This is a genomic window from Paractinoplanes lichenicola, assembly GCF_016785085.1.
In the GTDB taxonomy this organism is placed as follows: domain Bacteria; phylum Actinomycetota; class Actinomycetes; order Mycobacteriales; family Micromonosporaceae; genus Actinoplanes; species Actinoplanes lichenicola.
In genome coordinates this window covers 341,295-366,913 of sequence record NZ_JAENHO010000002.1, presented here as the reverse complement: position 1 = coordinate 366,913, position 25,619 = coordinate 341,295, and the positions used below count along the sequence as shown (strand labels likewise).

Genomic DNA, 25,619 nt, shown 5'->3' with positions numbered 1-25,619 from the left:
CTATGTCCTTTCGGTGGTGCTCAGCGTTGCGGCGGCGACCGCCACCGAGCCGGGGGTGAGGTGCAGCGAGAAGGGCGCGGCCTCGTAGAACTTGAGCGCCTTGCCGTCCTCGGAGAGCTCCAGATGGGCGGTGACCAGCCCGGCCTTCTCCAGCTTTTTGAGGTGCACCTGCAGCAGGGCACGGCTGATGCCGAGGTCGCGGGCGAGCTGCGAGACGTAGACACGGCCGCCGGCCAGCGCGGCGAGCACGCGCAGCCGGTGCGGGCTGGCCAGCGCGGCCAGCACCTCGACCAGCCGGTCCCCATCGGGCTCCGACAATGCGCCATGGCTCATGCCAACTATTTTTGGCAGGTGCAAGCGCAGCCGTCAACCCTGAGCTCACCCTGACTAACGCCGGCTTTCCGACCGGGCTCGGGGCGGCCTTCGGGCGGCCTTCGGGCGGCCTTCGGGCGGCTTTCGGGGCGGCCTCAAGGGCGGTCGAACAGGGCGGCCAGCGCCGCGTCCGAGGCGCTCAGCGCGGCCCGGTCGAAGGTGCTGCTGGAGGCGACCAGCTCGGCTGCCCCCGTACGGTCGAGCAGCTCGGCCAGGCGCCGCTCCACCTCGGCCGCCGTGCCCGCGACGGCCGAGGCTACGGTCCGGTCCAGGTTCTGCTGCTCGCGCGAGGTCCGGCGGGCGGTCTTGATCGCGGCCACCGGCTCCAGGGGCGGGAACTCCCCCGTCGTGCGGCTGCGGGCCATCGCCCACGCCTCGGGCAACAGCAGGTCGGCGGCCTCGGCAGCGGTGTCGGCGACCAGCACGTCGAGGCTGATCGCGACCCACGGCGCCGGCTGCTGGGGCGACGGCCGGAAGGCACGCCGATAACCGGCCAGCGCCTCCAGCCCGGGTGCCGGGTCGCCACCCACGCCGAGCAGCGGCCCGCCCACGATCACCGGCAGCCCGAGCCCGGCCGCGATCTGCAGTCCGCTACCGGTCGCCAGCACATACATCGGCACCGGACCCGCCGGGTGCGGATGCACGCTGATCTCCCCCGTGCCGTCGAGGAACCCGCGCAGCTCGGCGAGGTCGGCGGCGAAGTCCCGCTCGGTCTCGCGCAGGGCCCGGCGTACGGGCGGGGTGAAACCCGGGGAACGCCCCAGCCCCAGATCCACTCGCCCCGGCGCGAACGCGGTCAGGGTGGCGAACTGCTCGGCCACCACGAGCGGCTGGTGATGGGGCAGCATGACCCCGGCCGAGCCGATCCGGATCGTGCTGGTCGCCCCGGCGACGGCGGCCAGCAGCACCGCGGGGGCCGCGCCGGCGATCCCGGGCACGCTGTGATGCTCGGCCACCCAGAACCGCCCGTAGCCCAGCCGCTCGGCCCGCGCGGCCCGGGCCACCGTGCCGGTCAACGCGCTCGATTCGGCCTCACCGGCCCTGATGCGCGACCGATCCAGCAGCGAGACCCGAACCCCCGAGTTGATCACCCCTGGTGCAGCGCCGACCGCACCGCCCTTGTTCCCCGGCCTGGTGTGCTCGGGGTAACCAGGCAACTACTTTTGACCCTCGTGCAACTCCTGGGACCGGCGGGACCGTTCTACCTCCGCCACAAAGGAGGCAGTCGAGTTGAAAGCCGAAGACGAGCAGGCGTTCCGCGAGTTCGTGACGTTCCAGCTGCCCCAACTGCGGAAGCTGGCGTACCTGACCTGCGGCGACTGGCACACGGCGGAGGATGCCGTGGCCAACGTGCTGGCGAAGCTCTACCCGCGCTGGCGCAAGCTGGAGCGGCCCGACCTGTACGCCAAGACGATGGTGTACAGGGCCGCGATCGACGAGACCCGCAAGCCCTGGCGGCGCGAGCGTGCCGCCGGTGACGCCATGCCGGAGGTCGCGCACGGTGACCCCGCCGGCACGTCCGACGTGCGGCTGCGGCTGCGCGACGCGCTCGGCACGGTGCCGCCGCGGCAGCGGGCCGCCGTGTTCCTGCGGCACTACCTCGGCCTGAGCCTCGAGGAGACGGCCGGGGTGCTCGACTGCAACGTCGGAACGGCGAAGAGTCAAAGTTCGCGGGGCCTGGCCAAGCTCCGCGAGCTGCTCGCCGCCGAACGGATCAATCTCACCGGGGAAGCGATAGAGGAGTGGAACAATGCAGTTGCATGAGTTCGTGGACACGGTGACGGCCGACGAGCCGCCGCTGTCACGCAGCGCGGACGACATCGTCCGGGCCGGCCGCCGGCAGCAGCAGCGCCGCCGGGCCGGGTTCGCCTCGGCCGGCGCGGCCGGGGTGGTCGCGGTCGTGGTGGCGGGCGCGTTCGCGCTGCCGTCGCCGGGCACCGACCAGCAGACCCCGAATGCCGACGCCCCCGCCGCGCCGCCGGTCAAGGCGGCCACGTGGACCGACGCGCCGCCGTTCACCTTCACGTTCCAGGGCTTCAAGGCCGGCAAGTTCCAGGTCCAGGACCCGATCGTGGCCTCGACGGCCTACCAGATCGCCTCGGTCTACATGGACGGCGCGGAGTCGAACGACAAGCCGTCCACCGACAGCGGCGAGGAGCTCACGCAGGAGCAGCTGCTGGAGCGGAAGAAGAACGCGAAGCCGACGCTCTACGCGTATCTGACCGTGTACCGGCCGGGCGCCTTCGACCCGGCGGGGATCAGGAACGGCAAGAGCACCACCGTGAACGGGCAGCGGGCCGTACAGGCGATGCTGACCGCGGGCCTCGACCCGACGAACGCCGCCGACCCGCGCAACAAGCTGCTCGCCTGGGAGTACACCGCCAACGCGTGGGCGTCGGTGACCTCGATCTCCAGCCGCGAGTCGTCGCCGTCCTTCGCCGACCTGGGCGCGCTGGTCGAAGGCCTCAAGCCGGGCACGGCCAAGCCGGCCACCCTGCCGTTCACCGTCGGCTACGTGCCCGCGGGCTTCCAGCCGGTGCAGACCGGCACGGGCGCCATGCCCGGCCTCGACGGCATCGCCAGCGCCCGCGGCGGCGACTACGGCGGCGCCACGTACGCGAAGCCGGCCCCGGCTCCGACGGGCCTGTCGGCGCCGTTCGACCAGGCCACCGAGGCCGGCATCCCCGGCAGCTTCAGCATCTACGTCACGCCGAGCAGCAACTCGAATCAGAAGGCGAAGGCCGGCCAGACGGCCTGCTACCCCAACGGTTTCTGCAACGTGTGGAGCGCCGACGGCAAGGTCCAGGTGCAGGTCAGCAACCAGGAGACCGGCGCCAACCTGCCCGAGGCGGAGCTGAAGAAAATCGCCCGGTCCATTAAGGTGGCCGACGTCAAGGACCGCTCCACCTGGCACCCCGCCGCCCAGGCCCTCAAGCAGTAACCGATCCCATGACGACGGCGCCGCCCCAGCGGCGCCGTCGTTGTCCTGCCGCCCTAGGAAATCGAGATCAAAATCCTGTTCGGCAGTTCCCGCGGCTCAACGAAGATCCGAGCCGAAACGCTTCGGCGCGGAGCCAGGTCTACATCAGCTGTCCGGTCGGCAATCGAATTTCCAACCCTCAGCACACCGCTCGGCAACGAGATCTCGCCGGAAAATACTTCCACACCGTCATGGCCGTCGTTTTCGTCGGACACCACACGAATCGTGACCGCCCCGTCGGCGTCCGACTGCGTGGCAATGAAGACCATCGACTCGTTGGAGACTGCGGTCTCATCGCCGGTCTCCCATTCGGGCACTTCGATGGCATCCCTGTCTCCGGCCTCGACCTGGCCGTACAGCGGCGGCACCTCCAACGAGATGACTTCCATGCTGCCTCCACTTAACCAAAATCACGGCGGGGCTACTGTACTACAACCTCGTAGGCGTCACCATGGCCAATTTTATTCTTACGATAGAAGCCATTCATCATCCCGCCCTGCCGCCTCTGTTCCTGAATAGGCACTGCCGCAATTCTCGCCCCGGAACCGCCCTCCATGGAGGACGCAAACGGGTATTCATCGGGGCTCAGTGGCCTCCCGCGAAATCCTCGAGTCGCCGCGGCGCGATTCGCGTCGATAGCGGCGGCGCCCATTTGACGATGCAATACCATCGGGTGCCCGGAGGCATGCGCGGCGCGGATGTTCGCAGAGATATCGGGCATGCGACTCGAGTCGTAGACCATTCGAGGAAGCGTTACCGGCCCCTGGCCACTGGCCGTTTCCGGCCCGATCGCGGTGTCCGACATGGACGGAGCGGGCCTGTCACCGCAGTTGTGGACGAGGATCGGATTCGCACCGGCGACCACATAGTAGGTGTGAATCTCGGCGACTGTGAGGTCGCGCATCGCCCGGTCGCCGGCGAAGTTCTCGACGGAGACAACGAGAACGGGCGTGCCGTCGAGCCGGCCGAGACGTTCCCCGTCGTGCAGCTCGGAAGCGTTGACCCACGCCTGGCGGCTTCGGCTCCAGAACGGATGGTGCTGGGTGGTGCTCAGAGTGACCTGCTCGCCGTCCTCACCGCGGATGGTCAGGTCGGTCAGGTCTCTGTCCTGATTGACGTGCAGCGCCTCGACCGGCTTCGCCGAAGTCGTTCCGGTGACGGGATCTGTTGATACGACCTTGTCGCCGACCTCGACGTCCGCTATCGGTTTGGTGGACCCACTGGCCAGCAGGACGGGAGTGCTGGGCGCGAAGCTGTGGACACAACTCGTGGCCCGGCTCGCGCCTGCCTCAGCCGAGTCCCGGCTCAAGACGGTTTTGGCAACCTGAGTTTCGGCCTGGCGGGTCGTCTGGCCCGCTCCGCCGGTAAGGAAGGCCTTCGCGCTGCGGACCATGCCGCCGGCATTGCGGACCATGCCGCCCGCATTGGGAATCATGACGCCGGCCGCGCCGCCGATGGCCGCCGCCCCCGCGGCATTCTTGAGCATGTCTTTCGTGCTGGTGCCGGCGGCCCAGTCGGTGGCGATCGAGCCCACCGCGCCCGCGATGGCGCCGCAGCCGGCCAGGCCGGCGGGTCCGGCGGCGATGCCACCGGCGCCCAGGCAGACGGCGCCGGTGATCGCGCCGGCGACGAAACCGGTGATCTGCGGGTGGTCGGTGATGACCTTCTTGGTCTTCTTCCAGGCCTTCTTGAAGAAGTTGCCGCCGCCGTCGTCGTTGTTGCTGCCGTGGTCGCCCGAGTCGCTGGCGCCGCCGCCGCCACCGCCACCGCCGCCACCGCCGCCACCGCCGCCACCGCCGTTGTCAGCCGGGGGCGTGTAGTAGCCACCCCCGCCCCCACCCTCGGTCGGGGCCATGAGCATCAGGCCGCTCGAGTCGCTGAACGTCGTCGGGTTGTTGCTGGAGTACGCGTACCCGTTCCACTGCTGCGGGTTCTGCAAGTCCTGAATCGGATCGACTGAGATGAAGCGGCCGATGACCGGGTCGTACTCACGGGCGCCGACATTGGTCAGGCCCGTGCTCGCGTTCAGCGGCTTGTTGAGGAAGCCACGGTTGTCGGGCGCTGTGATGGTCGCGCCGCGCGGACCGCCGTACGGGGTGTACTGCCGCCACGTGGGCGTCTGCGCGGTGTTGTTCAGGTACAGCGTCGGGGTGCCCTGCGTGTTGGCCAAGGCGAACGTGTACGCCGTACCGGACCCGGTCCGGACCACCGAGCCCGCGCCCGGCAGTGCCTGATAGCGGGTGCCGGTGACGGCGCCGGTGGCCTTGGTGAGCACGTGTTGCTGGGTGCCGAGGTAAAGCGTGGTCGTGGTCGGGTCGTCCTGCAGCAGCAGGTCGCCGTTCGCGTTGTAGATGCTCTTGCTGGTGCCGGACGCGTTGGTGACGCTGCTCAGCTTGCCGTCGTCGGTCCAGGTGAGGGTCTGGTTGCCGTTGCCGGCGTTGCGGACCGTCATGTTGCCGGCCACGTCGTACTTGTAGGTGGCGCTGCCGGTGGTGGCACCGGTGGTGGCGGTGGACGTCAGCGTGTGTGGTTGCCCGGCTCCGTTCTCGTTGTACTTGTAGGTCGTCGAGGTGTCGTTGGTGCCGGTCAGCGCGTGCTTGACCTCGCTCGTCCGGTTGCCGAGGTCGTCGAAGCGCCAGCTGGTCCAGTAGGCGCTGGCGCCGCCGATCGTGTTGCCGACCATCGCCCGGTTGCTCGTGGTGGGCGCGGTCGCACACTTGTCGGTTCCGGTCCACGCCTCGGTGAGCCGGCGCAGCTCGTCGTAGGCGAAGCACTGGGTCTCACCGATGTTGTTCGCGGCGAGCCTGGTGCTGGTCTGCGTGAGCAGGTTGCCGGCCTTGTCGTACGTGAACTCCTGCTGGTCGATGCCTGACGGCGCCGTAGGTTTACGGGTAGTGGTCTGCTTCTTGAGCAGGCCGGTGTGCTCGTCGTAGAGGTTGTCGACCGCGGCCTGGTTGGTGCCCGTCCCGATCACCGTCTGGTTGATCCGGCCGTACGCGTCCTCCGTCGTCGACTGCAGGTACGGGTTCAGCCCGGTCATCACCTGGACCTGGTCGAACTTGTCGTACGAATACGCGACGGTCTCGGCGGGCAGGCCGCTCTTGGCCGGGAAGGTATCGCGGAAGAGCAGCCCGTTGTTCGGGTAGTACGAGTGGCTGAATACGTAGTCACCGGCCAGCGCGCTCGGCGCCGGAATGCTCACCGTCTCGCCCAGCGATGAACCGAAGACGTTGAAGTTCGCCGCCTGCGTCTTGTACTCGAGCCCGCCGGAGTAGGCGATGCTCGTGGTCAGCTGGCCCTTGGGGAACGTCATACCGGGTACGGCGTTGTCCGAGTTGTCGTAGACAGACTTGGTGAGCTGGGTCGTTCCGGCGAAGCTGGCGGTCGGCCGGTTCAGGGCGTCGAACTGGAACGAAGTGGTCTTGCCGCGGGCATCCGTCGACTGGGTCAGGTTGCCGTTGTCGTCGTACCGCATGTCCTTGGTCGTGCCGGCGTCCGCGTCGGTCTTCTCGACGATCTGACCGAGCAGGTTGAACTTCGTCGTCCAGGGGTTGCCCTTGGCGTCGACGACCTTGCCCTGCAGGCCTCGCGAGTCGAACTCGTACGTCGTGGCCAGAGACGTTCCGCCGGAGACGCTGAAGGTTCCGGTGAAGTAGTCCGAGGGCGTGTTCATCGACGGCCGGGTGGTGTACTCCCTCATGGTCGTCGTGCGGCCCAGCGGGTCGGCCACGGTGGTGGTGACGGTGCCACCGGTGGGCGGGAAGATCGTCGTGCTGTCGCCGTTGTGGACCGTGAACGTCTTCGAGACGGTCTCGTTGTCCTTCATCCGCTCGACCAGCACGACGCGTCCCAGACCGTCGTACGTGGTGTAGTTCTGGCTGGGCACCGGAATGTCGACGTTCGGGTCGTACGGGTCGACGACGTTGCCCACCGTGGGCTCGACGTTGTCGTCCCAGTAGCCCTCGTACTCCTTCGTCACCCAGCCGTGGGTGTCGTAGAAGGTGTCGTTGACCAGCCGACCGCTCTGAGGAGTCTCGGTCTGGGTCTGGCGGGGCCGCAGCAGCGCGTCGTAGAGCGTGACCGACTTCAGGTAAGCGTTGCTGTTGTTGGTCCGCTCAGTCGTGGTGGCGCTGATGCCCGTCTTGGACACCGTGTAGCCGAACTTGTAGTTGGCGTTCTGCGCGGTGGTGCGGTTGTTCAGCCACACGCTGGTCGTCCGGCCGAGGGCGTCGTACGCCTGGGTCGAGACCACGTCGTTGATGTCGGTGCTGGTCAGGGTCAGGCCACGGCGTGGGTTGGCGGTCGACGAGGTGGTGTGGCCGAGCGGCTGCGCGACCGACATGCCGGTGACCAGGCCAACCGCGTTGGCCGTGTAGTCGGTGTGGGTCTTGTTGCCCTTGCCGTCGTACTTGTCGTCGGCCCGCCCGACCGCGTCGTAGTGGGTGCGGCCGAGGCTCTGCCAGGTGTACGCGCCGTTCACGTAGTCCTTGGCCTGCCGCTCCATCGTGACCAGGCCACGACTCACCAGGGCCGTCTGCGGGAAGGCTTCCGACCAGGTGTAGTCGTCGTAGAACTTGCGAGTCAGCGAGACCACCTGGGCCGGGCGGGAGACCGAGGCCGGGGCGCTGAGGGTGTTGACCGATCCCGGCTCGGAGACCGGCGAGCCCGCGGTGTAGCCGCCGCACGGAACGGCCACGGTCTCGATCTGCGACACCAGGTCGACGAGGTTCGCCGTCGAGTTGGCCGGGGCGTAGGTGTTGGTGGTGCACCGGTCGTACTTGGCGTCGGCCGGCACGGTGTGGCTGTAGACGTGCTTGACCGAGCCCAGGGTCGGCGATCCGAGCGCGGTGTCGTAGCTGGTGTCGACCGCGTGGGTCCGCCACGTCGTCCCGGTCGCGCTGGTGACCCGCTGCCGGCTGACGTTGAGCACCGGGGTGACCCAGTTGGCGGTCAGGGCGGGCAATCCCGTACGGGCTCGGGTCGCGGTCGCGCCGGAGACCCAGTACGAGGTGATGGCCGTGTTGTCCAGGGCCCCGCCCTCACCCTGGTAGGTGCGCGTCTCCAGGACCCGTCCGGCCAGCTCGTTCTGGTCCTCGTGCTGCCCGCCGAGCGAGTCCTCCAGGTTGAGCACTGTGCTGTTGTTGTTCTTCGACATGCCGCGGTAGAAGACCGACTCGGACTTCGTACGGCGGTCGTTGACCCCGTCGCCCTCGTACGTGGTGACCTTGCCGTAGCCGCGGAACTGGCCGTACGTGCGGTACTTGGCCTTGACCACCTCGTTGTCGTCGAAGTGCCAGGCCGCCCCGCCGTCGTACTGGTAGCTGGTCGCCGTGGCCGCGGCGCCGCCGGTCGGGTCGGTCTGGGTCACCCGGGTCACCGCGTACTTGTTGAACCAGTCCAGCTTCGGCTCGATCAGCCCGTCCGGGGTCCACCGCACCGGGTAGCAGGAGCTGGTGTTGGTGGCCGGGTTGAGGCTGCCCACCGACGTGCACGGCTTGGGCAGCTCGTACGCGGCCGAGATGACCGAGCCGGTCTCGGTGGTGATCGAGGTAAGGCGGTGCCGGTAGAACTCCGGGAACCCGTCGGTGGCGACCGACCGGTTGGGCAGCCGGGTGCTGGCGAACGTCATCGCGGGCAGGGCGATCGAGGCGTTGCCCTCGTGCCCGGTGCGGGTCACCGACGACAGCCACAGGGTGGGCGAGGTGCCGTCCTCCGTCGTCGGGATGGTCTGCCCGAGGTTGTACGTGTCGACCGGCAGGTGCTTGGCCGCGGCGACGTCGTACTGCTTGGTGACGATCTGAGTCAGGCGCTCGGTCGAGAAGAACGACGGCGCCTGGGGCGTGCAGTTCTTGCCCGCCTCGCAGATCAGGTCGAACGGCACGTCCGGGTAGCTCGCCTTGGTGGTGGAGCTCAGCGCCGCGCAGGTCGTCTGGACGCACCGGCCGGCGGTCTCGAACTTGACCTGGTTGGGCACCGTGCCGTAGGCGCCGTTGTCGCGGAAGCCGTAGTCGATCCGGTCGAGGTAGCTGTCACGGACGTACTCAGTGTCGGTGTCGCCCTTGTGCCGGCCGTAGAAGTTGGTCTTCTGGTCGTAGTAGTACGACATGGCGTTGCCGCTGACGTCCACGACGTAGTCGAGGTTCCAGCGCCGGGCCGTCGTGCACTGCGCGTCCTTGAACGTCTCGTCGTAGCAGGGGTCGCCCGCGTGCGGCGAGTACACCGGCACCGTGTCGACCGACTTGGTGACCGGCTTGCCCGTGGTCCAGCCCGGCAGCCGGTTGCGGCCGAACATGTATTCGGTGCCGTCGCGGGTGACGACGGTCCAGTAGTTCTTGTCGTCGGCCGTGGTGCCGTTGTCGAACCCGGTGCTCCGCTTGATCACCTCGCCCTTGTCGTCCTCGGCCTTCCAGACCTTCTTGTCCTCGTCCCAGATCAGCCGCTGCGTGCTGCCGTTGAGCGACAGCGTCATGATCGGGCCGTCGTAGCAGAGGTCGGCGGTCTTCTCCGGCGCCGCCTTGCCGCCCGGGTTGTCCGAGCAGGAGACGAACGTCTGCTCGACGTACGAGCTCGGGGTGCCCCAGCCGTCGCCGACCCAGGACGCCTGGGCCTGCGTCGAGACGGTCTGCCCGTCCACGGAGCTCGAGTCGTACGAGAGACCCACCGACGGGACCAGGCCGCTCGGGGCGGGCGGCATGCTGATCGGGTAGTTGTAGGTGAACGAGCCGGTGCTGCTGCCCCCGGCCCAGGAACCGGACGGCTTGAGGTCGCTCGCCGCGTAGCTGCCGCCCGAGTCCTTGCCGCCCTCGGTGGCGGGGTCGGTCACCGCGGCCACGACGACCGGCGCGCCGGCCGCGAGGGCCACCTCGGCCGAGACCGACTTCGCGGCCGGGTCGTTTGCCGAGGCCAGCGGCGTACGGGTCTGGCAGGCGGCGAGGCCGGGCGTGGTCAGCGCGCAGGACGGCAGCTGCACCAGCCGGAGCCGGGAGCCGTAGTTCCCGCCGTACGCCTGGGCGAAGCCCGCGTAGTCGACGCCGACCCGCGCCCGGCCGGACCGCTGGTCGCGGGCGGTGACCGCGAGCAGCACGCCGGCCACCCCGGCCTGCTCCGCCGCGGCCTGGTCGACGACCCGCACCTCGGCCTGCGCGTCGGCGCCGAAGCCGCTGACGGCCCGCGTCCAGACCGGTGTGCCGGGGGCCTTCTTCTGTGCCGTGGAGAGGCCGACCGACGCGGAGGCGGCCTTGGGCAGGGCCGTGGCGGCCGGCTTGTAGGCGGTCCGGGAGTCGTCGTGCGGGGCCGCGAAGCGGTACGGGATGGGCTTGGTGGCCACCGACCGTCCGGGCGAGGGCTTCGGCAGCTCCGTCACCGGCTCGGCGGCGTACGCGGGCACCGACACCGCCACGCTCACCAGACACGTCATCGACAGGAAAAACGACAGCGCGGAACGCCGCATGGATCTCTTCCTCCCCGTTCGGGCACAGCACGCCCGGCGACCCATGATCGAGTGGTCGCGAACGGACACTGACAGATTCCGAACCGGATGGATACAACGCTTGATGAAGATCTGATAACAGAAATATTTAGATGTATGACTGTCCGCACGCGGGATGGACATCGATGGCCGGGACGGCCTTAAGCTGCGCCCCACACGATCAGCATTGAGATGCTCACGGGGGCGGTCCGCGTACATGAAGAGATCTAGCATTTTGCCCGCTCTGACCATTTTCGGTCTGCTGGCGGGCATATCCGTGGCGTCGCCCGCGGCCGCCGAGCCGCCCGCCCCCACGCCCGCCCCGGCCGCCGCCGACGACACCGGTTCGGTCGAGGGGGCGCTGACCGAGGCCCGCCGCACCCGCAAGCCGGTCGAGGCGACCGGCGCCACCACGGCCACGTCCAAGAGCACGGCCAACCCGGACGGGACGGTCACGCTGGAGCAGTCGGCGGTGCCGGCCCGCAAGCGGGTCGGGGACACCTGGCGCGAGCTCGACGCCACGCTCGCCCGCAACGCCGACGGCACCTGGTCGCCCAAGGTCGCCCTGACGCCGCTGCGGCTCTCCGGCGGCGGCACCGGGCCGATGGCCACCGTCGGCGACGCGAGCGTCAACGCCGCCTTCACCGCCCCGGTAACGCTGCCCGAACCGGCCGTCGACGGCGCCACCGCCACCTACGGCGCGGTCCTGCCCGGCGTCGATCTGCAGGTCACGGCCCTCGCCACCGGCGGCTTCGCCGAAGTCTTCGTCGTCCGCGACGCCGCCGCGGCGAAGAACCCGGCCCTGGCCGAGCTGTCGTTCGGCACCAGGACCAAGGGGCTCACGCTCGAGGCGGACGCCCACGGCAACCTCGTCGGCAACGACCGCTGGGGCAGCCCGGTGCTCACCGCGCCGGCGCCGATGATGTGGGACTCCGCTCCCCCGGCCAAGGCCGCCGCCGGGGCGCGAGCCACCACGTCCACCACCCGCGGGCCCGGCTCGTCGGCCCGCAAGGCCCGCCTGGCCGCCGCCGTGAAGCCGGGCAAGATCACCCTCACTCCGGACAAGAGCCTGCTCACCGGCGCGGCCACGAGATACCCGGTCTATCTCGACCCGACCTTCGCGTGGTCACCGGCGGCGGGCGCGCGCTACGGCTGGGCGACCCTGCCGGCCGACTTCCCGCAGACCAAATACTGGAACTCCACTCCCGACCCCCGGGGCCGCATGCAGGTCGGCAACTCCGGTGAGATCAAGTCGCGGACGTTCATCAACTACGTGCTCCCCATCGCCACCCTGCGCGACGCGGACATCAACACCGCCACCTTCAAGATCACGCAGACCTGGGCGTACTCGTGCACTCCCACCCGGGTCAACCTGCACGCCCCGACCCCGGTGCTGACCCAGGCCAACGCCTTCTGGAACGCCTGGGTGAACAACCTCGGCTCGGTCGTCGCCTACGCGACCGTGGCCAACGGCTACAACTCCTCCTGCCCGGCCGACGGCGTGCCGTTCAACGTGAAGCCCGCGATCGAAGCCGCCGTCGCGGCGAACAAGACCGTCCAGACGTTCGCGCTGGCCGCCGCGAGCGAGTCGGACACCAACGGCTGGAAGGAGTTCCTCCAGACCAGCCCGACGCTGGCCATCACCTACAACCACCAGCCGAACAAGCCGACCGGCATGAAGACCTCGCCGGCCACCTCGTGCGGCGCCACCTCTCCCACGATCGTCGGGCAGACCGACGTCACCCTGTACGCCCCGGTCTCCGACCGCAACAAGAACGCGCTCGGCGTGGAGTTCAAACTCTGGAAGCAGGGCGCCTCGGGCACCGTGCTCGCGCGGTCGAACCCGGACCTGCTCTGGTATTCCTCCGGTTCCACGGCGGTCCTCAAGATTCCGATGAAGACGCTGAAGGCCGCGGCCGGCACCAGTATCGCGACCTTCGAGTGGAACGTCCGGGCGACCGACTACAAAGCGTGGAGCGATCCGTCCGCGACCTGCCGCTTCAAGTTCGACGCGTCCCGGCCCGGCAACCCGATCATCGCGATGCCGGAGGGCGTGACCCCGCAGATCGCCGTGCCGCTGACCATCGGGATCAAGCCGCCGGTCGACGAGAACGGCAAGGTCGTCACGCCGGTGCCGACCAGCTACCTCTACCAGCTCAACGGCGGCCCGTACGCCACGGTGGCCGCGACCAACGGCACCGCCGAGATCAAGAACCTCAAGCCGACCCGGTTCACCAACACGCTGAGCGTCACCAGCCTCAGCGCCGGCGGCAACGTCGGTGCGGCCACCCAGGAGATCTTCAACGCCGACCCGGCCGCCGTGGCCGCCGACGGCGACCTCACCGGTGACAACCTGGCCGACCTGACCGTGGTCGGCGGCAAGAACAAGCTGCCGGCCGGCGTGTGGACCTCCACCGGCCGTGGCACCGGCCAGATCGCGCCGATCGCGGCGAACTTGGGCGCGCACGGCGCCGGTCAGAACGACGTACCGGCCGACTTCAACACCGCCGACGTCATCACCGGGCACTTCGGCGGCACCGGCCTGCAGGACCTGCTGGCCTTCTACCCCACCGGCGTCGTGGGCCGCAGCGACTCGAAGGGCACCGCGGTGATCCTGCGGGGCAACGGCGACGGCTCGGTGATCCAGTCCGAACTGGACAGCAACAGCCAGACCATCGAGCCGATCTTCCTCAACGAGGACCCCGAGGGCAGCAGCCTGCTCCAGCTCGTCAACGCCGGAGCCCACACCGCGGAGTGGCTCGGCCCGGACCTGCTCGGGGTGCTGCAGGATCCCGACGGGTACCGCCTGACCTACCACCCCGCCCTGGGCGCAACCGGTCAGTTCAACCAGTCGGCCAAGCTCAGCCAGCTGACTCCCACCGGGGGCACGGACTGGAACACCTGGACCCTGACCAGTGCCCAGACCACGACGGGTACCGCCCTGTTCCTCTGGCAGGCCACCACGGGCAAGCTCTACCTCTGGAACGACGTGCTGTGGGCGGGTGGCACCGGCCTCACCTTCGACCAGTACCTGCTGTCGGAGAACTTCAAGACCGGCCAGAAGCAGACCCTGCGTGCCGCCGACTTCAACGGCGACGGGACAGCCGATCTCTGGACGGTCAACGAGAACGGTGAGGTCACCGGCTCGCTGGTCGGCAACCTGAACGGCGGCACCGGAAGCCTCTCGGCCCAGCCGTGGCAGGTCTTCACCCCGCCGACACACACCTGGAAGCTCGACGACGCCGAGACCGGCGCCATCGGCGCCGCGGGGGCCAAGGACACCTCCGGCACGCTGCACGCCAGCGGGGGCGGCGGCACGGAGTGGGCCTCGGGCGACCTGTTCGACCCGGCCGCCGAGTTCCCCGGCACGGCCGGCACCGTGATCTCCACCTCGGCCAAGGCTGTCACCACCAACGCCGACTTCTCCGTCTCGGTGTGGGCCAAACCCGACGCGTACGAGGGCATCGTGGTCTCGCAGGACGGCGTCAACGGCACCGGTTTCAAGGTGTGGCCGTCCGCGATCGACAACTCGTGGCGTTTCGGCATGCAGCGGGCCGACGAGCCGTACGCCGGCGCCACGTGGGACATCGCCGTCTCGGCGCCCAACACCGCCAAGCTCGGCGTCTGGACCCATCTGACGGTGACCTACAAGGCGTCGACCAAGAAGATGACGCTCTACGTCGACGAGAAGCGGATCTCGTCGACCACCCGCACCACCACCCCGTGGTCGGCCGCCAAGAGCTTCCGCATCGGCGACACGCAGAAGTCGGCGGGCACCCACGGCGACTCCTTCAAGGGGCAGATCTCGCAGGTGCAGACGTGGGACACGGTCATCTGGCCGATCGCCGAATTCCAGGACGCGCTGTGGGACCGGGTCCGCGGGACCGACGGCGCCTGGTCGAAGACGCCGTCGATGATCGACAGCAACCCGGCCATCACCACCAGCGCCATCACCCGTACGCCGGACGGGGTCGTGCACGTCTTCAACATGGTCGCGGGCAGCGGCGTCTGGTATCGCACCCGCAGCGCGAGCGGGGTCTGGCAGGGTGACGCCGTCCAGATCGACTTCAGCACCCAGATCACCGACCTCGCGGCGGCGGCCCTGCCGGACGGCACCATCCAGTTGCAGACCTTGCTTCCCGCGTACGGGGTCTACAACCGCACCCGCAGCGCCGAGGGGGTCTGGTCGGCGGCGACCAACTTCGACGCCAGCACCCAGATCAGCCGGATCGCCTCGACCGCCACCCCGGACGGCCGCACCCACGTGCTGACCCTGCTGCCCGGGTACGGCGTCTACAGCCGCAGCCGCTCCGCCGCCGGGACGTGGGGTCCGTACACCCGCTTCGATCAGCAGGGCAACCTGACCGACGTGGCGGCGGTCGGCATGCCCGACAACACCGTGCACTCGGTGACGGTCTATCCCGGCTTCGGCGTCTACGACCGCACGATGAGCAGCACCGACGTCTGGGGGCAATACACCCTGCTCGACAACAACGGCGGCCCGACCTCGGTCTCCGCCGCGGGCGGCGCTGACGGCTCGATGGTCATCGACACGGCGGGCGCCGGCACGACGGTGACCCATCGCGTCCGGACCGCGGCGGGCACGTGGGAATCCGCACAGAGCTCCTTCACCACGGCCGCCAAGCCGACCAACCTGGTCAGCTGGCTCACGAAGGACGGCCGGGCGCACGTGGCATACCTGCCCGACCTGCCGTAACTCCGCCAACGAGAACGGCCCGCCGGACAACCCGGCGGGCCGTTGTCATTTGCCCTGAACCCACTCCGTGACGGTGCGGTTGAACAGCTCGGGCAGATCCTGATTCCAGAGGTGCTTCGCCTCCGGCACGATCCGCAGTTCGGCCTGCCGGATCCCGGCCGCGGCCGCCCGGGACGCGGCCAGGTTGAGTCTGTCCTTGGCGCCGCACACCACCAGCGTCCGCGCCTTCACCAGCCCCAGATCGGGCCGCAGGTCGGCGCGTGCCAGCTCTGCCATCGCGTGCAGCAGGTGCTTCTTGGTCACGCCGCCGTCCGCCTCGAAGACCCGCGCCGGGATCAGGCGCATGACTGCCGCCTGCAAGCCCAGCAAGGCCCGGGGCGGGCGCACCTGAACGCCGGAGAGGATCAGGCCGGCCACATCCTCGGGATGCCGCGCCGCCCAGCGCAGCGCGACCATGGCGCCCGCCGACAGGCCGCACACATGGACGGGGCCCGGGCGGTCGAGGGCGTGCAGGGCATCGACCGCCGCGTCGAGCGAGAACGGACCGGGTGAGTCGCCGTAGCCCGGCAGGTCGGGCAGCAGCAGCTGGAAACGCCGGCCCAGCTCCTCGCGCTGGGGATCCCACATCGTGTGGGTCTCGCCCACCCCGTGCAGCAGGACCAGGGCCGTCACGAGCGGGCGGGGCAGACGACCAGGCCGTCGGGGGCCGGGACGCGGGATTCGGGTGAGCAGTCGAAGCGGCTCGAGATGAGGGTGCGGACCTCGGGGCTGGCCCGCTTCCACGGGAACCAGCCCGGCTGCAGCACCATGTAACGAGCCCGGTCGTCCTCGGTCAGGCAGCGCAGGTTGTCCACGTACGAAGGGAAGGTTCGCACTTGCTTGAAGTGCGCGCCGCGCTGCACCCACTGCGGTGACGGGTAGCGGCACGTGGACGGGTTGCGCAGCAGGTAGTTGATCGAGCCGAAGGCCAGGTAGAAGACCGGGGTGTCGGGGCCGATCCGCTCGCGCAGGGCGGCGTAGCCGGGGGCGGACGGGCTCTCGTTGAACCGGGCGTAGTTGTAGCCGCTGAACGCCAGGGGCGCGTTGGGCAGGGTGGCCAGCACCAGCGCGGCGGTCAGGGCGACCGCGCCGGCCTGGGGCGGGACGAGCGGCGTGGCCCTGCGCTCCAGCATCCAGGTGGCGACGGCGGCGAGCACGGCGACCGCCAGGTAGCTCAGCGAGACCGGCGTCACGTGGGCGAGGCGCCACTCGGGCGACTGGGCCAGCAGCACGAAGCTCGCCACGGCGAAGAGCACCGTGGTCGCGAACAACGGCGTACGGGCGCCGGGGCACAGGGCGAAGGCGACGCCCCAGACCGCGGCGGCGAGCACCGGAACGATCGCGTAGTGATACATGTAGAACTCGCCCTGGCCGTAGGCGGAGGCCACCGACAGCCCACCGGCGACCACGGCGACCGCCGCGCCGATCCAGCGGGGGCGGCCGGGCGGGAGGCGGCGGATCAGGGCGGCCGCGGCGGCCGGGGCCACGGCCACGACCGGGCTCAGCAGGGCCACGTCACCCAGCCCGACGAGCAGCAGGTGGAAGTCCTCCCAGCGCAGCCCGTGGTGGATCGGCGAATCCGCGACCAGGTTGGCCTGGTCGTCGAGCCACGTCCACTCCCACGGCAGGAAGTGCTTGGTCGCCACGTACCAGATCACCGTGGAACCGGCGGCGGCCACGCCGGCCCAGGCCGCGCGGCGCAGGCTGAGCACGCCGACCAGCACCAGGGCCAGCAGGGTGATCGGCACGGTGGCCAGCTTGACCGCGATGGCCAGGAAGGCCGCGAAGCCGCCGAGGAGGGCGCCGAGCCAGACCCGGCGGGGTGCGCAGGCCGCGCCGACCGCGAGCACCGCGAACATCGCGGCCACCCAGTCCGGCTCGAGGAAGTGCCACTGCGGCGCGATGATCAACGCCAGGCCGGCGGCCGCGGACACGGCGGCGGCCGCCCGCACGTCCAAGTAGCGCTTCATCCCGAAGAACAGCACGACGGCGACGCCGACGACGAGCAGCGCGGTCTCGAACCGGATGACCGCGTGCGCGACCCGCAGCGGCGCCTCCGTCACGGGCGCGTCCAGCAGGGCCAGCAACAGGCGATACGCGACCGGGCGGGCCACGAACACGTCCCACACGCTGACCCCGGTCTTGCCGGCCGTCTCCATGCCGCCGAGGGCGTAGGTCACGTCGTTGTTGAGCGCGGACCAGAGACTCACGCCGAAAGCCGCGGCCGCGGCCAGGGCGGCGACGACCCAGCCGGTGAGCCGCCGCGGCGACAGGGCCGGCTCGGGCCGTGCGAGCTGCGTAGTCACGTCGTTACCGACGTGAATATTCGTCGTCATCGAGCGGGGATTATGCCACGCCCATCGATCCGTCCCCGCGCCCACGATGTGCGACCTGTTCCGGATCAGACGGTTTGGCGGCGGATTTCCTCGGCCTGGTGACGGGCATCACGGGCGGCGTCGAGATCGCCGGCGGCCTCGAGGGACGGCGCGAGGTGGTCGAGCACGTCGGCCTCGCGGTAGCGGTCGCCGGTCTCCCGGACGAGGGTCAGCGCGTTCGTGTAGCACTCCCGCGCCTGCCCGTAGTCGCCCAGCTGATGGTGGATGAAGCCGAGCGAATCCCAGGTGGCGGCCTGGGTCCACCCGTCGCCGATCTTCTTGGCCAGGGCCAGCGCCTCCTGGCAGTGCATCAGGGCCTGGTCGTAGTCGCCGAGCTGGGCGTAGCACGAGCCGAGCATCCCGGGGATGTTGCCGCCGTCCTTGTCGATCTCGTAGACGGTGGCCGCCAGCTCGATGTGGTCGATCGCCTCCTGCCAGCGGCCCTGCCCACCGACCAGTTCGGCCAGGTCGAGGTGGGTGTGCCCCCACTTCAGGTCGTCCTGATCCTCGGCACACAGCTCCAGGGCCTCGGTGAACTGCCCGTACGCCTCCGCCGACCGGCCCTGGCGGGTGCCGGCCAGGCCCAGGTCGCGCAGGGTGTGGATCTGCCCCTGCCGGTCGCCGGCGCGGCGGGCCGCGGCCAGGCCGACGGTGTGCAGGTCGGTCATGTCCGTCCAGCGGGAGTGATGGTTCAGATATGTGGTCAAACTGCGTGCCAGCTGCCAGGCGTGCGTGTCGAAGCCCTCGGCGGCGGCGAGGGAGACCGCGAGGGCCACTGTCCCGTGTTCGGTCGCGAACCACTCCCGGGCCGCCTCGGCGTCGGGCGGGGCGGCCACGACGGCTCCGGCGGCGGGCGGGGCCGGTTCGACGGTGTCGCGCCGCGGGTTCAGCAGCAGCGCGGCGGCGTCCCCGACGTACAGGTAATGGTCGAACATCCGGCGGTACGCGGCGTTCCGCTCCTCCGCCGGATCCCCGGCCACCAGGCTCATGGCGTACGAGTGCAGCAAGTCGTGGACGGTCCAGCGGCCCGGTCGCGGCTCGGCGGTCAGGTTGGCCTCGGCCAGTTCGGCCATCAGCGGACCGGCGTGACCCATTGAGACTCCGGCCAGGCTGGCCGCGGCCGCGATGGCCAGCTCGGGCACCGGGTGCAGGCCGAGCAGCCGGAACATGCGGGCGGCGGCGGGCGTGAGGGCGCGGTAGGACCAGGAGAACACCGTGCGCGGATCGGTGCGGGGGTCGCCGCCGGCCAGGGCGGTCAGCGCGGAGTCGCCGAGCTGCGCCGCGAGCACGGCCAGCTGCTGGCGGGGCCGGGCCGCGGCGCGGGCGGCGACGACGGCGAGCGCGAGGGGCAGACGGGCGCAGGCGGCGATGAGCGCCGTGACCGCGGCGGGTTCGGCGTCGGCCCGTACGGCACCCAGACGGCTGCGGAAAAGCTCGCGCGCCTCGGTCTCGGTGAACGTGTCGAGCGGAACGCCGGTGGCGCCGTCGGAGACCACCAGGCCGGTCAGGTCGATCCGGCTCGTGACGACGGCCAGGCAGTTCGCGGCGGCCGGGAGCAGCGGTCGCACCTGCTCGGCGTCCCGGGCGTTGTCCAGCAGGACGAGGATCCGCCGCCCGTCGAGCAGGCTGCGATACAGGCCGATCTTCGCGTCCAGCCCGGCCGGGATCTGCGCCGGCCGCACGCCGAGCCCCTCGAGGAAGCCCTGCACCACGTCGGCGGTTGACGCGACCACGTCATCGGGATCGAAACCCCGCAGGTTGACGTACAACTGCCCGTCGGGGAACCGGCCGCGGGCGGCCGTGGCCCAGCGCACGGCCAGCGCCGACTTCCCCACGCCGGCGGTGCCCCAGATGGCGACGACCGGGCCCGCCGCGGCGTCGAGCCGGGCGATCTCCGCGGCCCGGCCGACGAAACCGCTCAGATCGGGCGGCAGTTGCGCGGGGCCGACGGTGCCGCCTTGAAGCAAGGCCTGGTGGACGGCCAGCACCTCGGGACTCGGGTCCGACCCGAGCTCGTCGGCCAGGCGTTCCCGCAGGGCGGCGTAGTGCTCCAGCGCCGTCGCCGACCGGTTGGCCGCCTGCAGCGCCCGCAGCAGCGCGGCCGCGAGCGGTTCCAGCAGCGGATGCTCCTCGGCAAGCTCGGTCAGCGGCCCGAGGGTCGCCTCGGCCCGGCCGATCCGCAGCTCGGCGCCGGCCCAGACGATCGTCGCGTCGACCCGCTCCCGGGCCCACGACTGGCGCATCCGGGCCGCCCACTCGCCCGGCAGCCCGGCCAGCGGGGTGCCCTGCCACAACCGCAGCGCCTCCCGCAGCCGCTCGACCCGGCCCGGATCCGCGGCCAGCCGCCGGAATCGGTGCAGGTCGACCGTGTCGGGGTCGACCTCCAGCAGGTAGCCGCCGGAGCGGTGGACCAGCGGCGCCGGGATCATCCGGCGGAGGTGGCTGAGGTGGGCGTGCAGCACGCGGCGCGCGCCCGGCGGCGACGCCTCGCCCCACACCCGGTCGATCAGGGTCTCCGGCGTCACCAGCCGCCCGGCGTCGACCAGCAGGGCCGCGAGGACGGCGCGCCGTTGCGGCCGGCCGACGTCGAGCCAGCGACCGTCCACTTCGATCTCGACCGGCCCGAGCAGCCGAAACTCCACCGCACCTCCCCCGACGGCCTCAGCGTATCGAGTGTCAACAATGCGGCAACACCTTGGACAACAGGCGGCGGCGACGATCGGCGCCATGAAAACGCTCGACGACAGGTCGAACTCTCAGCCCGCTAGGCGGCCTTCTCACTAGTGAAATACGGCTCTGCCGCTTCCAGCCGGGGCACCGGCACGCCCCGCCGGCGCGCCTCGGCCAGGGTGTCGCGGCAGACCGCGCGCAGCTCCTCCGGATTGGCGTGCGCCTGAGTCACCCGGCGCATCGGCGGGAAGTGGTTGAACGCCCAGGCCAGGGCCGGGGCCGCCAGCCGGAGGGGCGCCGTGAAGGGCAGCAGCTCGCCGCGGTGCCGCCGCAGATCGACGCCGCGCGCCTCGAGCAGCGGGAACAGCTCACGAATGGCGAGGATCGCCGCCCGTACGTCCCTGGTCGTCATCCCGGCCAGCGAGCCCAGCCGCAGGCTCTGCGTGTGCAGGCCGGCGTTCTGCACGAAGTGAACCGCCAGCCAGCCCCGGAAGTCGGCGCTCTCCTGGATCCGGAAACCCGCCCCGCGGAACACCTCGCGTACGGCCCGATCGCGCTCGGTCAACGGCCTGTCGATAGTGCCGAGGAAAACGACGGGCAGCAGCGCCCCACGCAGCACGCCGTCCTCGCCGAAACCGCCGCCCGCCCCGGGAAAGCCCCAGGCCACCTGCTCGATCGGGAGGCCCTCGACCGCGGTCAGCGGCTCGACCCACAGGTTGTTGAAGACGAGCACCGTGGCGTTGCCCACCCGCGGCCCCAGAAACTCCACGGCCTCCGCGAAGCGGTAATGCTGCACGCTGAGCACGATCAGATCGAAGTCGTGATCCGGTTCCAGCGTCTCGCGACAGCGCACCGGCCATGTCTGGGCGACCCGCTTGCCCCACGGCCGCCGCCGCGCGTCCAGCAGATCAAGATCAACCGCTTCCCCGTACGCCGCCGAGCGCCCCGGCCGCACGAAGAACTCGACGTGGTGCCCGGCTTGCTCCAGGGCCCACCCGTACATCGCGCCGATCACACCCCGGCCGAACAGCAGAATCCTCACGCCGCACCCCATGCCCTAAGATTTGGAGATCATCTCCACTTCCAAAATATGGAGACAGTCTCCACTTGTCAACGTGAGGACCCCGTGACCGACGCCAAACCCTTGCGCGCCGACGCCCGCCGCAACCGCGACGCCCTGATCGCCAAGGCCCGCGAGCTCTTCGCCGACGGCCGCTTCGACCTGCGCTTCGACGACTTCGCCAAGCTGGCCGGCGTCGGCACCGGCACCCTCTATCGCCACTTCCCCACCCGGGAGGCCCTGGCCGAGGCGGTCTATCGCGAGGAGCTCGCCGCCCTCTGCGACCGCGCCCGCGAGCTGCAAGCCACCCTCCCGGCCGACGAGGCCCTGGAGTCCTTCCTGCGCGGCCTCGTCGCCCACCTGCACTCGCACGAGGGCCTGGCCCGCACCCTGGCGACGCTGATGGCCACCCGCTCGGGCGCGCTCGCCGAGGGCGCGCAGGCCCTGGGCGAGGTCATCACCGACCTGCTGACCGCCGCGGTCACCGCCGGCACCATCCGCGCCGACGTGGGCGCCGGCGCCGTCATGATGGCCGTCCAGGGCATCTGCGCCGCCTACGACCACCCCACCTACCAAGCCGACGCGGACGGCGTCATCACCCTCGTCCTGGCCGGCCTCCGCCGTCCTCGTGCAGATATCTCGCACGCTCCTCCGGCGTGAGATCCCGGGTAGTGAGCTGCTTGGAGAGCGCGAGCACGTCATCGATCGGGCCGCACACCTCGCACGGGGTCGAGCGGACATTCGCGCCGTGCAAGGTGATGAGCCGCCGCCCGTCGGCGCTGAAAGCGAGTTGGCTTGCGCCGCCGGGATGGTCGAAGGTCAGGGCCTCGCCGCTCCCGTCGGTGTTCCACACGCGCAGAACGTCGTCAGTGCCGATGCCGGCGATCAGCTTGCCGTCGGGGCTGAAGTTCATCGCCGTGGCCTTTCCGACCGGGTCGTCATGGCCGGCGGGAGGCCAGATCCGGATAGCGCCGTCGTCGTCGGCCACGGCCAACTCCCGCCCGTCGGGGCTGAAGCGGAGCTGAGTCGCCCGGCCCGTCAACGTGCGTACTGCCCGCTCGTTTACCGGATCCCACAGCAGCACACCGCCCGCCCGGTCGGACATCGCGATCAAGGTGCCGTCCCGGTTGATCGCCACGGGCCCGGCCCCACCGAACCGGGCGGCCGGTCGTCGATCACCCATCCGCCAGACACGGATCTCGTTTTCACCACAGTCGGCGGCGAGCAAGCTCCCGTCGCTGCTCAAGGTGACATCCCGCGCCCGGCATTCCACAACGGCGGGCTTCTCGTCCGTTGCCGTTCGCCACCAGTGGATCTGATCGCCGCTCAAGTCCGCGATTGCGAAACTGCGACCGTCCGCGCTCACGGCCGAGGAACTCGGCGCTGAGGGCGCCCCGGCCAGGGCGACGGACACGTCGATCGTGGCAGTCTCCTGGGCGTCGGCCGTGGCCTGTCGCAGCACCGACTCGGTCTGATCATCCGGATGGAGTCCGTACGCCCGGGACGCGAGCAACAGCGCCAGTTCGGGATCGTTCTCGCGCTCGGTTCGCGCGGCCGCCGCCAGCTCCCACGCCGTCGCCCGGTCCCGCTCGGCTGTGGCGCGGCGAGCGGACACGATCGCGCCGACCGCGAGCGTGACGACAACCGTCATGGCCACGGTGATCCGGGTGAACAGCCAGCGCGTACGGCGTTCCCGTCTGCGCTCCTCCCGGGCGGCCGATGTCCGGCTGGCCTCGAGGAACTCCCGCTCCGTACCGGCCGGCTCGATGACCTTCGTATCGGCCGCCTCCGCGACCGTGGACAGGAGCGAGCCGCGGTACAGCGCGCCCTCATCGCGATCGTGGGACTCCCACGCGACGGCCGCCTCGGTGAGCCGCCGATGCAGCCGCAGACCGGCACGGCCCTCCTCGACCCAGCCGCGCAACCGGGGCCAGGCTTGGATCAGCGCCTCGTGCACGAGCTCCACACAGTCCCGGTCCATGCTGACCAGCCGGGCGGCCGCGAATACCTCGATCACTTCCGGCGCCCGCTCGATCGCGCCCAGCTCGGCCTGGCTGAGACGCCGTCGAGTGATTACCTCATCCGGCCCCACGTCGACCATTCGCACCAGTACCTGCCGGGCAACTTGTCGTTCCGCCGCGGACAATCGCGCGTACGCCCGCTCCGCGGTGTGCGCCACCGCGCCCGCCATGCCGCCGGCCGCCTGATAGCCGGCCAGCGTCACCATCGCACCCTGACGGCGATGCCATGCCTCACGCAGCGCGTGCGCCGCGAGGGGCAGCGCGCCGGGCGAGCCGTTGACCTCGGCTACGACAGTGGCCACCAGCGCACCCTCCACCCGGGCGCCGTGCCGCTCGGCCGGTCCGGTCACCGCCTCCCGCAGCTCCGCCGGATTCATCCCGCCGATCAACATGTGCGCGTCCGACATCGCCGCCAGCAGCTGCGGATGCTCGGTGAAGCGGGCGTAGTGGTCGGCCCGTACGGCCAGCACCACACGGGCACGACCGTCCGGTTCCCGGCACATCGCTAGCAACGCGGTGACGAAGTCCGCCCGTTCGGCCGGATCGGCGCAGGCCGCGAAGGTCTCCTCGAACTGATCCACCACCACGAGAAGGTCGGCCTCCGGAGCGCCCTGCCGAACCAGCAGTTGCGCTCGTACAGGATCCGCACGTAACTCACTCAGCAGTCCGCCGGCTGATACACCGGCATACCGGGCCAGGTGCACCGCCAGCTCCGCCAGCGGATGCTCGCCCGGCGTCAGCACCATCGCCGGGCCGGCGAAGGCTGGAACCAGCCCGGCCCGCACCACCGACGACTTGCCGGCGCCGGAAGAACCGAAAATCACCAGGAAACGACTCCGGCCGAGCCTGCTCACCAACTCGTCCACCAGGGCGGCACGCCCGAAGAACAACTCCGCGTCCGCCGGTTGAAACATCGCCAGTCCCGGATACGGCGATCTTTCGTGCCCGTACGCCGTCGATTCGTCCTGGGCGGCCCGCACGCTCAGGCGCTCGGCCTCCCGCCAGAGCCGCTCCCACTCCACCGGGTCACCATCACAGGCGGCCGCGTAGGCCAGGGTCACCTCCAGCGTCGGCAGCTTCCGGCCCGACGCGGCCGCCGACAGCGTCGCCACCGAATAGTTCGCCCGCGCGGCCATCTGCCGATAACCCGGCTTGCCGGCCCTCTCCCGCAGGTGCCGCAAGGCGGTGGCCAGTTGAGCGACCGGGCCGCCGTCGTCGTCCAGGGGTCGCTCGGGCCTCGGCATCCATGACCTCCCCCGTCATGCCGCGCCATCCATCGTCCATTGTCGCTGAGTTGTCCAGAGTTGTTTGTCTGACCGCGGTGAGCAGGGACCAGACAACTGCCGCGTCGCTAGACAGAGACGGCACAGCCAACAGCGACGAGGGGGAGGACCTCGATGTACTCCAAGTTCAAAGCGGTAGCGGCGATCTTGCTGATGGCGGCCGTGGTGCTGCTGTCGCCGGCCACGCCGGCCGCAGCAGCGGCACCGGCCGCGGTTTTTGTCTGGAACGGCGCCTCCGGCGACTGCCTGGATCAGCACTACAACGGCAACCAACCGACCACCACCGCATCCGCCTGGTACGAATGCCACTATTTCGGCAACCAGCAGTGGACGTTCGTAACCGTGGACACCAACGCCTATTGGCTGGTCAACGCGCGCAGTGGGTGGTGCCTGTCGGCGCCGAACGGCGCAGGCAGCCAGGTGTATGCGGAAGTCTGCAGCAGGCCCATCCCGAACAAGCAGATCTGGGTGCCATCGTCGGCCCCGGACGGAGGCCACATCATGATCAATAGGCTGTCCGGTCAGTGCCTGGTGGAAGCGCCTGACTACAAGGTGTTCGTGGCCAAGTGCGACTCGAAGGCGGGGGTCCAGCGCTGGTATTGGGGCTGAGGAACGGGTCGTCGGCTCCGGCCCC

14 protein-coding genes are annotated in these 25,619 nt (G+C 70.3%); 5 read left to right on the top strand and 9 right to left on the bottom strand.

All coding sequences use genetic code 11. The features are described from left to right. Both JKJ07_RS06255 and JKJ07_RS06250 read right to left on the bottom strand, forming a co-directional pair. Complete coding sequence (locus tag JKJ07_RS06255) at positions 1-333, bottom strand: ArsR/SmtB family transcription factor (RefSeq protein ID WP_202990277.1); 333 nt, start codon at positions 331-333, stop codon at positions 1-3. Between the two features lie 134 nt (positions 334-467). Next, positions 468-1,463, bottom strand: a complete 996-nt coding sequence (locus tag JKJ07_RS06250) for an MsnO8 family LLM class oxidoreductase (RefSeq protein WP_307834138.1) — start codon at positions 1,461-1,463, stop codon at positions 468-470. Positions 1,464-1,602: 139 nt separating this feature from the next. On the opposite strand from JKJ07_RS06250, the gene JKJ07_RS06245 reads away from it, so the two are divergent. Together JKJ07_RS06245 and JKJ07_RS06240 are read left to right on the top strand one after the other, a co-directional pair. After that, the gene (locus tag JKJ07_RS06245) at positions 1,603-2,136 is read left to right on the top strand and encodes a SigE family RNA polymerase sigma factor (RefSeq protein ID WP_202990276.1); all 534 of its coding nucleotides are present in this window, start codon (positions 1,603-1,605) and stop codon (positions 2,134-2,136) included. After that, entirely contained in the window at positions 2,123-3,313 is a 1,191-nt protein-coding gene (locus tag JKJ07_RS06240; protein WP_202990275.1) for a hypothetical protein, read from the top strand. Before JKJ07_RS06245 ends, JKJ07_RS06240 begins: the two co-directional genes overlap by 14 nt. A gap of 53 nt (positions 3,314-3,366) precedes the next feature. Here the strand turns inward: JKJ07_RS06240 and JKJ07_RS06235 are convergent, their stop codons facing one another. Both JKJ07_RS06235 and JKJ07_RS51050 read right to left on the bottom strand, forming a co-directional pair. Further along, complete coding sequence (locus JKJ07_RS06235; RefSeq protein ID WP_202990274.1) at positions 3,367-3,741, bottom strand: hypothetical protein; 375 nt, start codon at positions 3,739-3,741, stop codon at positions 3,367-3,369. A 32-nt stretch (positions 3,742-3,773) separates the two neighbouring features. Next, positions 3,774-10,802: a polymorphic toxin-type HINT domain-containing protein gene (locus JKJ07_RS51050; protein ID WP_268919086.1), complete on the bottom strand. Its 7,029-nt coding sequence runs from the start codon at positions 10,800-10,802 to the stop codon at positions 3,774-3,776. Between the two features lie 235 nt (positions 10,803-11,037). On the opposite strand from JKJ07_RS51050, the gene JKJ07_RS06225 reads away from it, so the two are divergent. Beyond that, positions 11,038-15,537 carry a LamG domain-containing protein gene (locus JKJ07_RS06225; protein WP_202990272.1) on the top strand — a complete coding sequence of 1,500 codons (4,500 nt, stop codon included), beginning with the start codon at positions 11,038-11,040 and terminating at the stop codon, positions 15,535-15,537. A 45-nt stretch (positions 15,538-15,582) separates the two neighbouring features. Here JKJ07_RS06225 and JKJ07_RS06220 read toward each other — a convergent pair whose 3' ends face one another. The 4 genes from JKJ07_RS06220 to JKJ07_RS06205 all read right to left on the bottom strand — a co-directional run bounded on the left by JKJ07_RS06220 (position 15,583) and on the right by JKJ07_RS06205 (position 21,663). Next, positions 15,583-16,209: an alpha/beta fold hydrolase gene (locus tag JKJ07_RS06220; protein ID WP_202990271.1), complete on the bottom strand. Its 627-nt coding sequence runs from the start codon at positions 16,207-16,209 to the stop codon at positions 15,583-15,585. Beyond that, positions 16,206-17,882, bottom strand: coding sequence for a hypothetical protein (locus JKJ07_RS06215; protein WP_307834137.1), 1,677 nt, complete (start codon positions 17,880-17,882; stop codon positions 16,206-16,208). The genes JKJ07_RS06220 and JKJ07_RS06215 overlap by 4 nt, the downstream gene beginning before the upstream one ends. 95 nt (positions 17,883-17,977) lie before the next feature. After that, positions 17,978-20,593, bottom strand: coding sequence for an AfsR/SARP family transcriptional regulator (locus JKJ07_RS06210; protein WP_202990270.1), 2,616 nt, complete (start codon positions 20,591-20,593; stop codon positions 17,978-17,980). Positions 20,594-20,715: 122 nt separating this feature from the next. Further along, a complete protein-coding gene (locus JKJ07_RS06205) occupies positions 20,716-21,663 on the bottom strand; it encodes a ketopantoate reductase family protein (RefSeq protein ID WP_202990269.1) in 948 nt (315 codons plus the stop codon). Positions 21,664-21,747: 84 nt separating this feature from the next. Here JKJ07_RS06205 and JKJ07_RS06200 point away from each other — a divergent pair, with 84 nt between their 5' ends. Further along, positions 21,748-22,341: a TetR/AcrR family transcriptional regulator gene (locus JKJ07_RS06200; protein ID WP_202990268.1), complete on the top strand. Its 594-nt coding sequence runs from the start codon at positions 21,748-21,750 to the stop codon at positions 22,339-22,341. On the opposite strand, the gene JKJ07_RS06195 is transcribed toward JKJ07_RS06200, so the two are convergent. Beyond that, complete coding sequence (locus JKJ07_RS06195) at positions 22,277-24,946, bottom strand: nSTAND1 domain-containing NTPase (protein ID WP_202990267.1); 2,670 nt, start codon at positions 24,944-24,946, stop codon at positions 22,277-22,279. The genes JKJ07_RS06200 and JKJ07_RS06195 overlap by 65 nt on opposite strands. A gap of 153 nt (positions 24,947-25,099) precedes the next feature. Between JKJ07_RS06195 and JKJ07_RS06190 the strand changes: the two genes are divergently transcribed. Further along, positions 25,100-25,594 (top strand): RICIN domain-containing protein, encoded by a 495-nt coding sequence (locus tag JKJ07_RS06190; RefSeq protein WP_202990266.1) that lies wholly within the window; start codon positions 25,100-25,102, stop codon positions 25,592-25,594. The last annotated feature ends 25 nt before the right edge of the window (positions 25,595-25,619 follow it).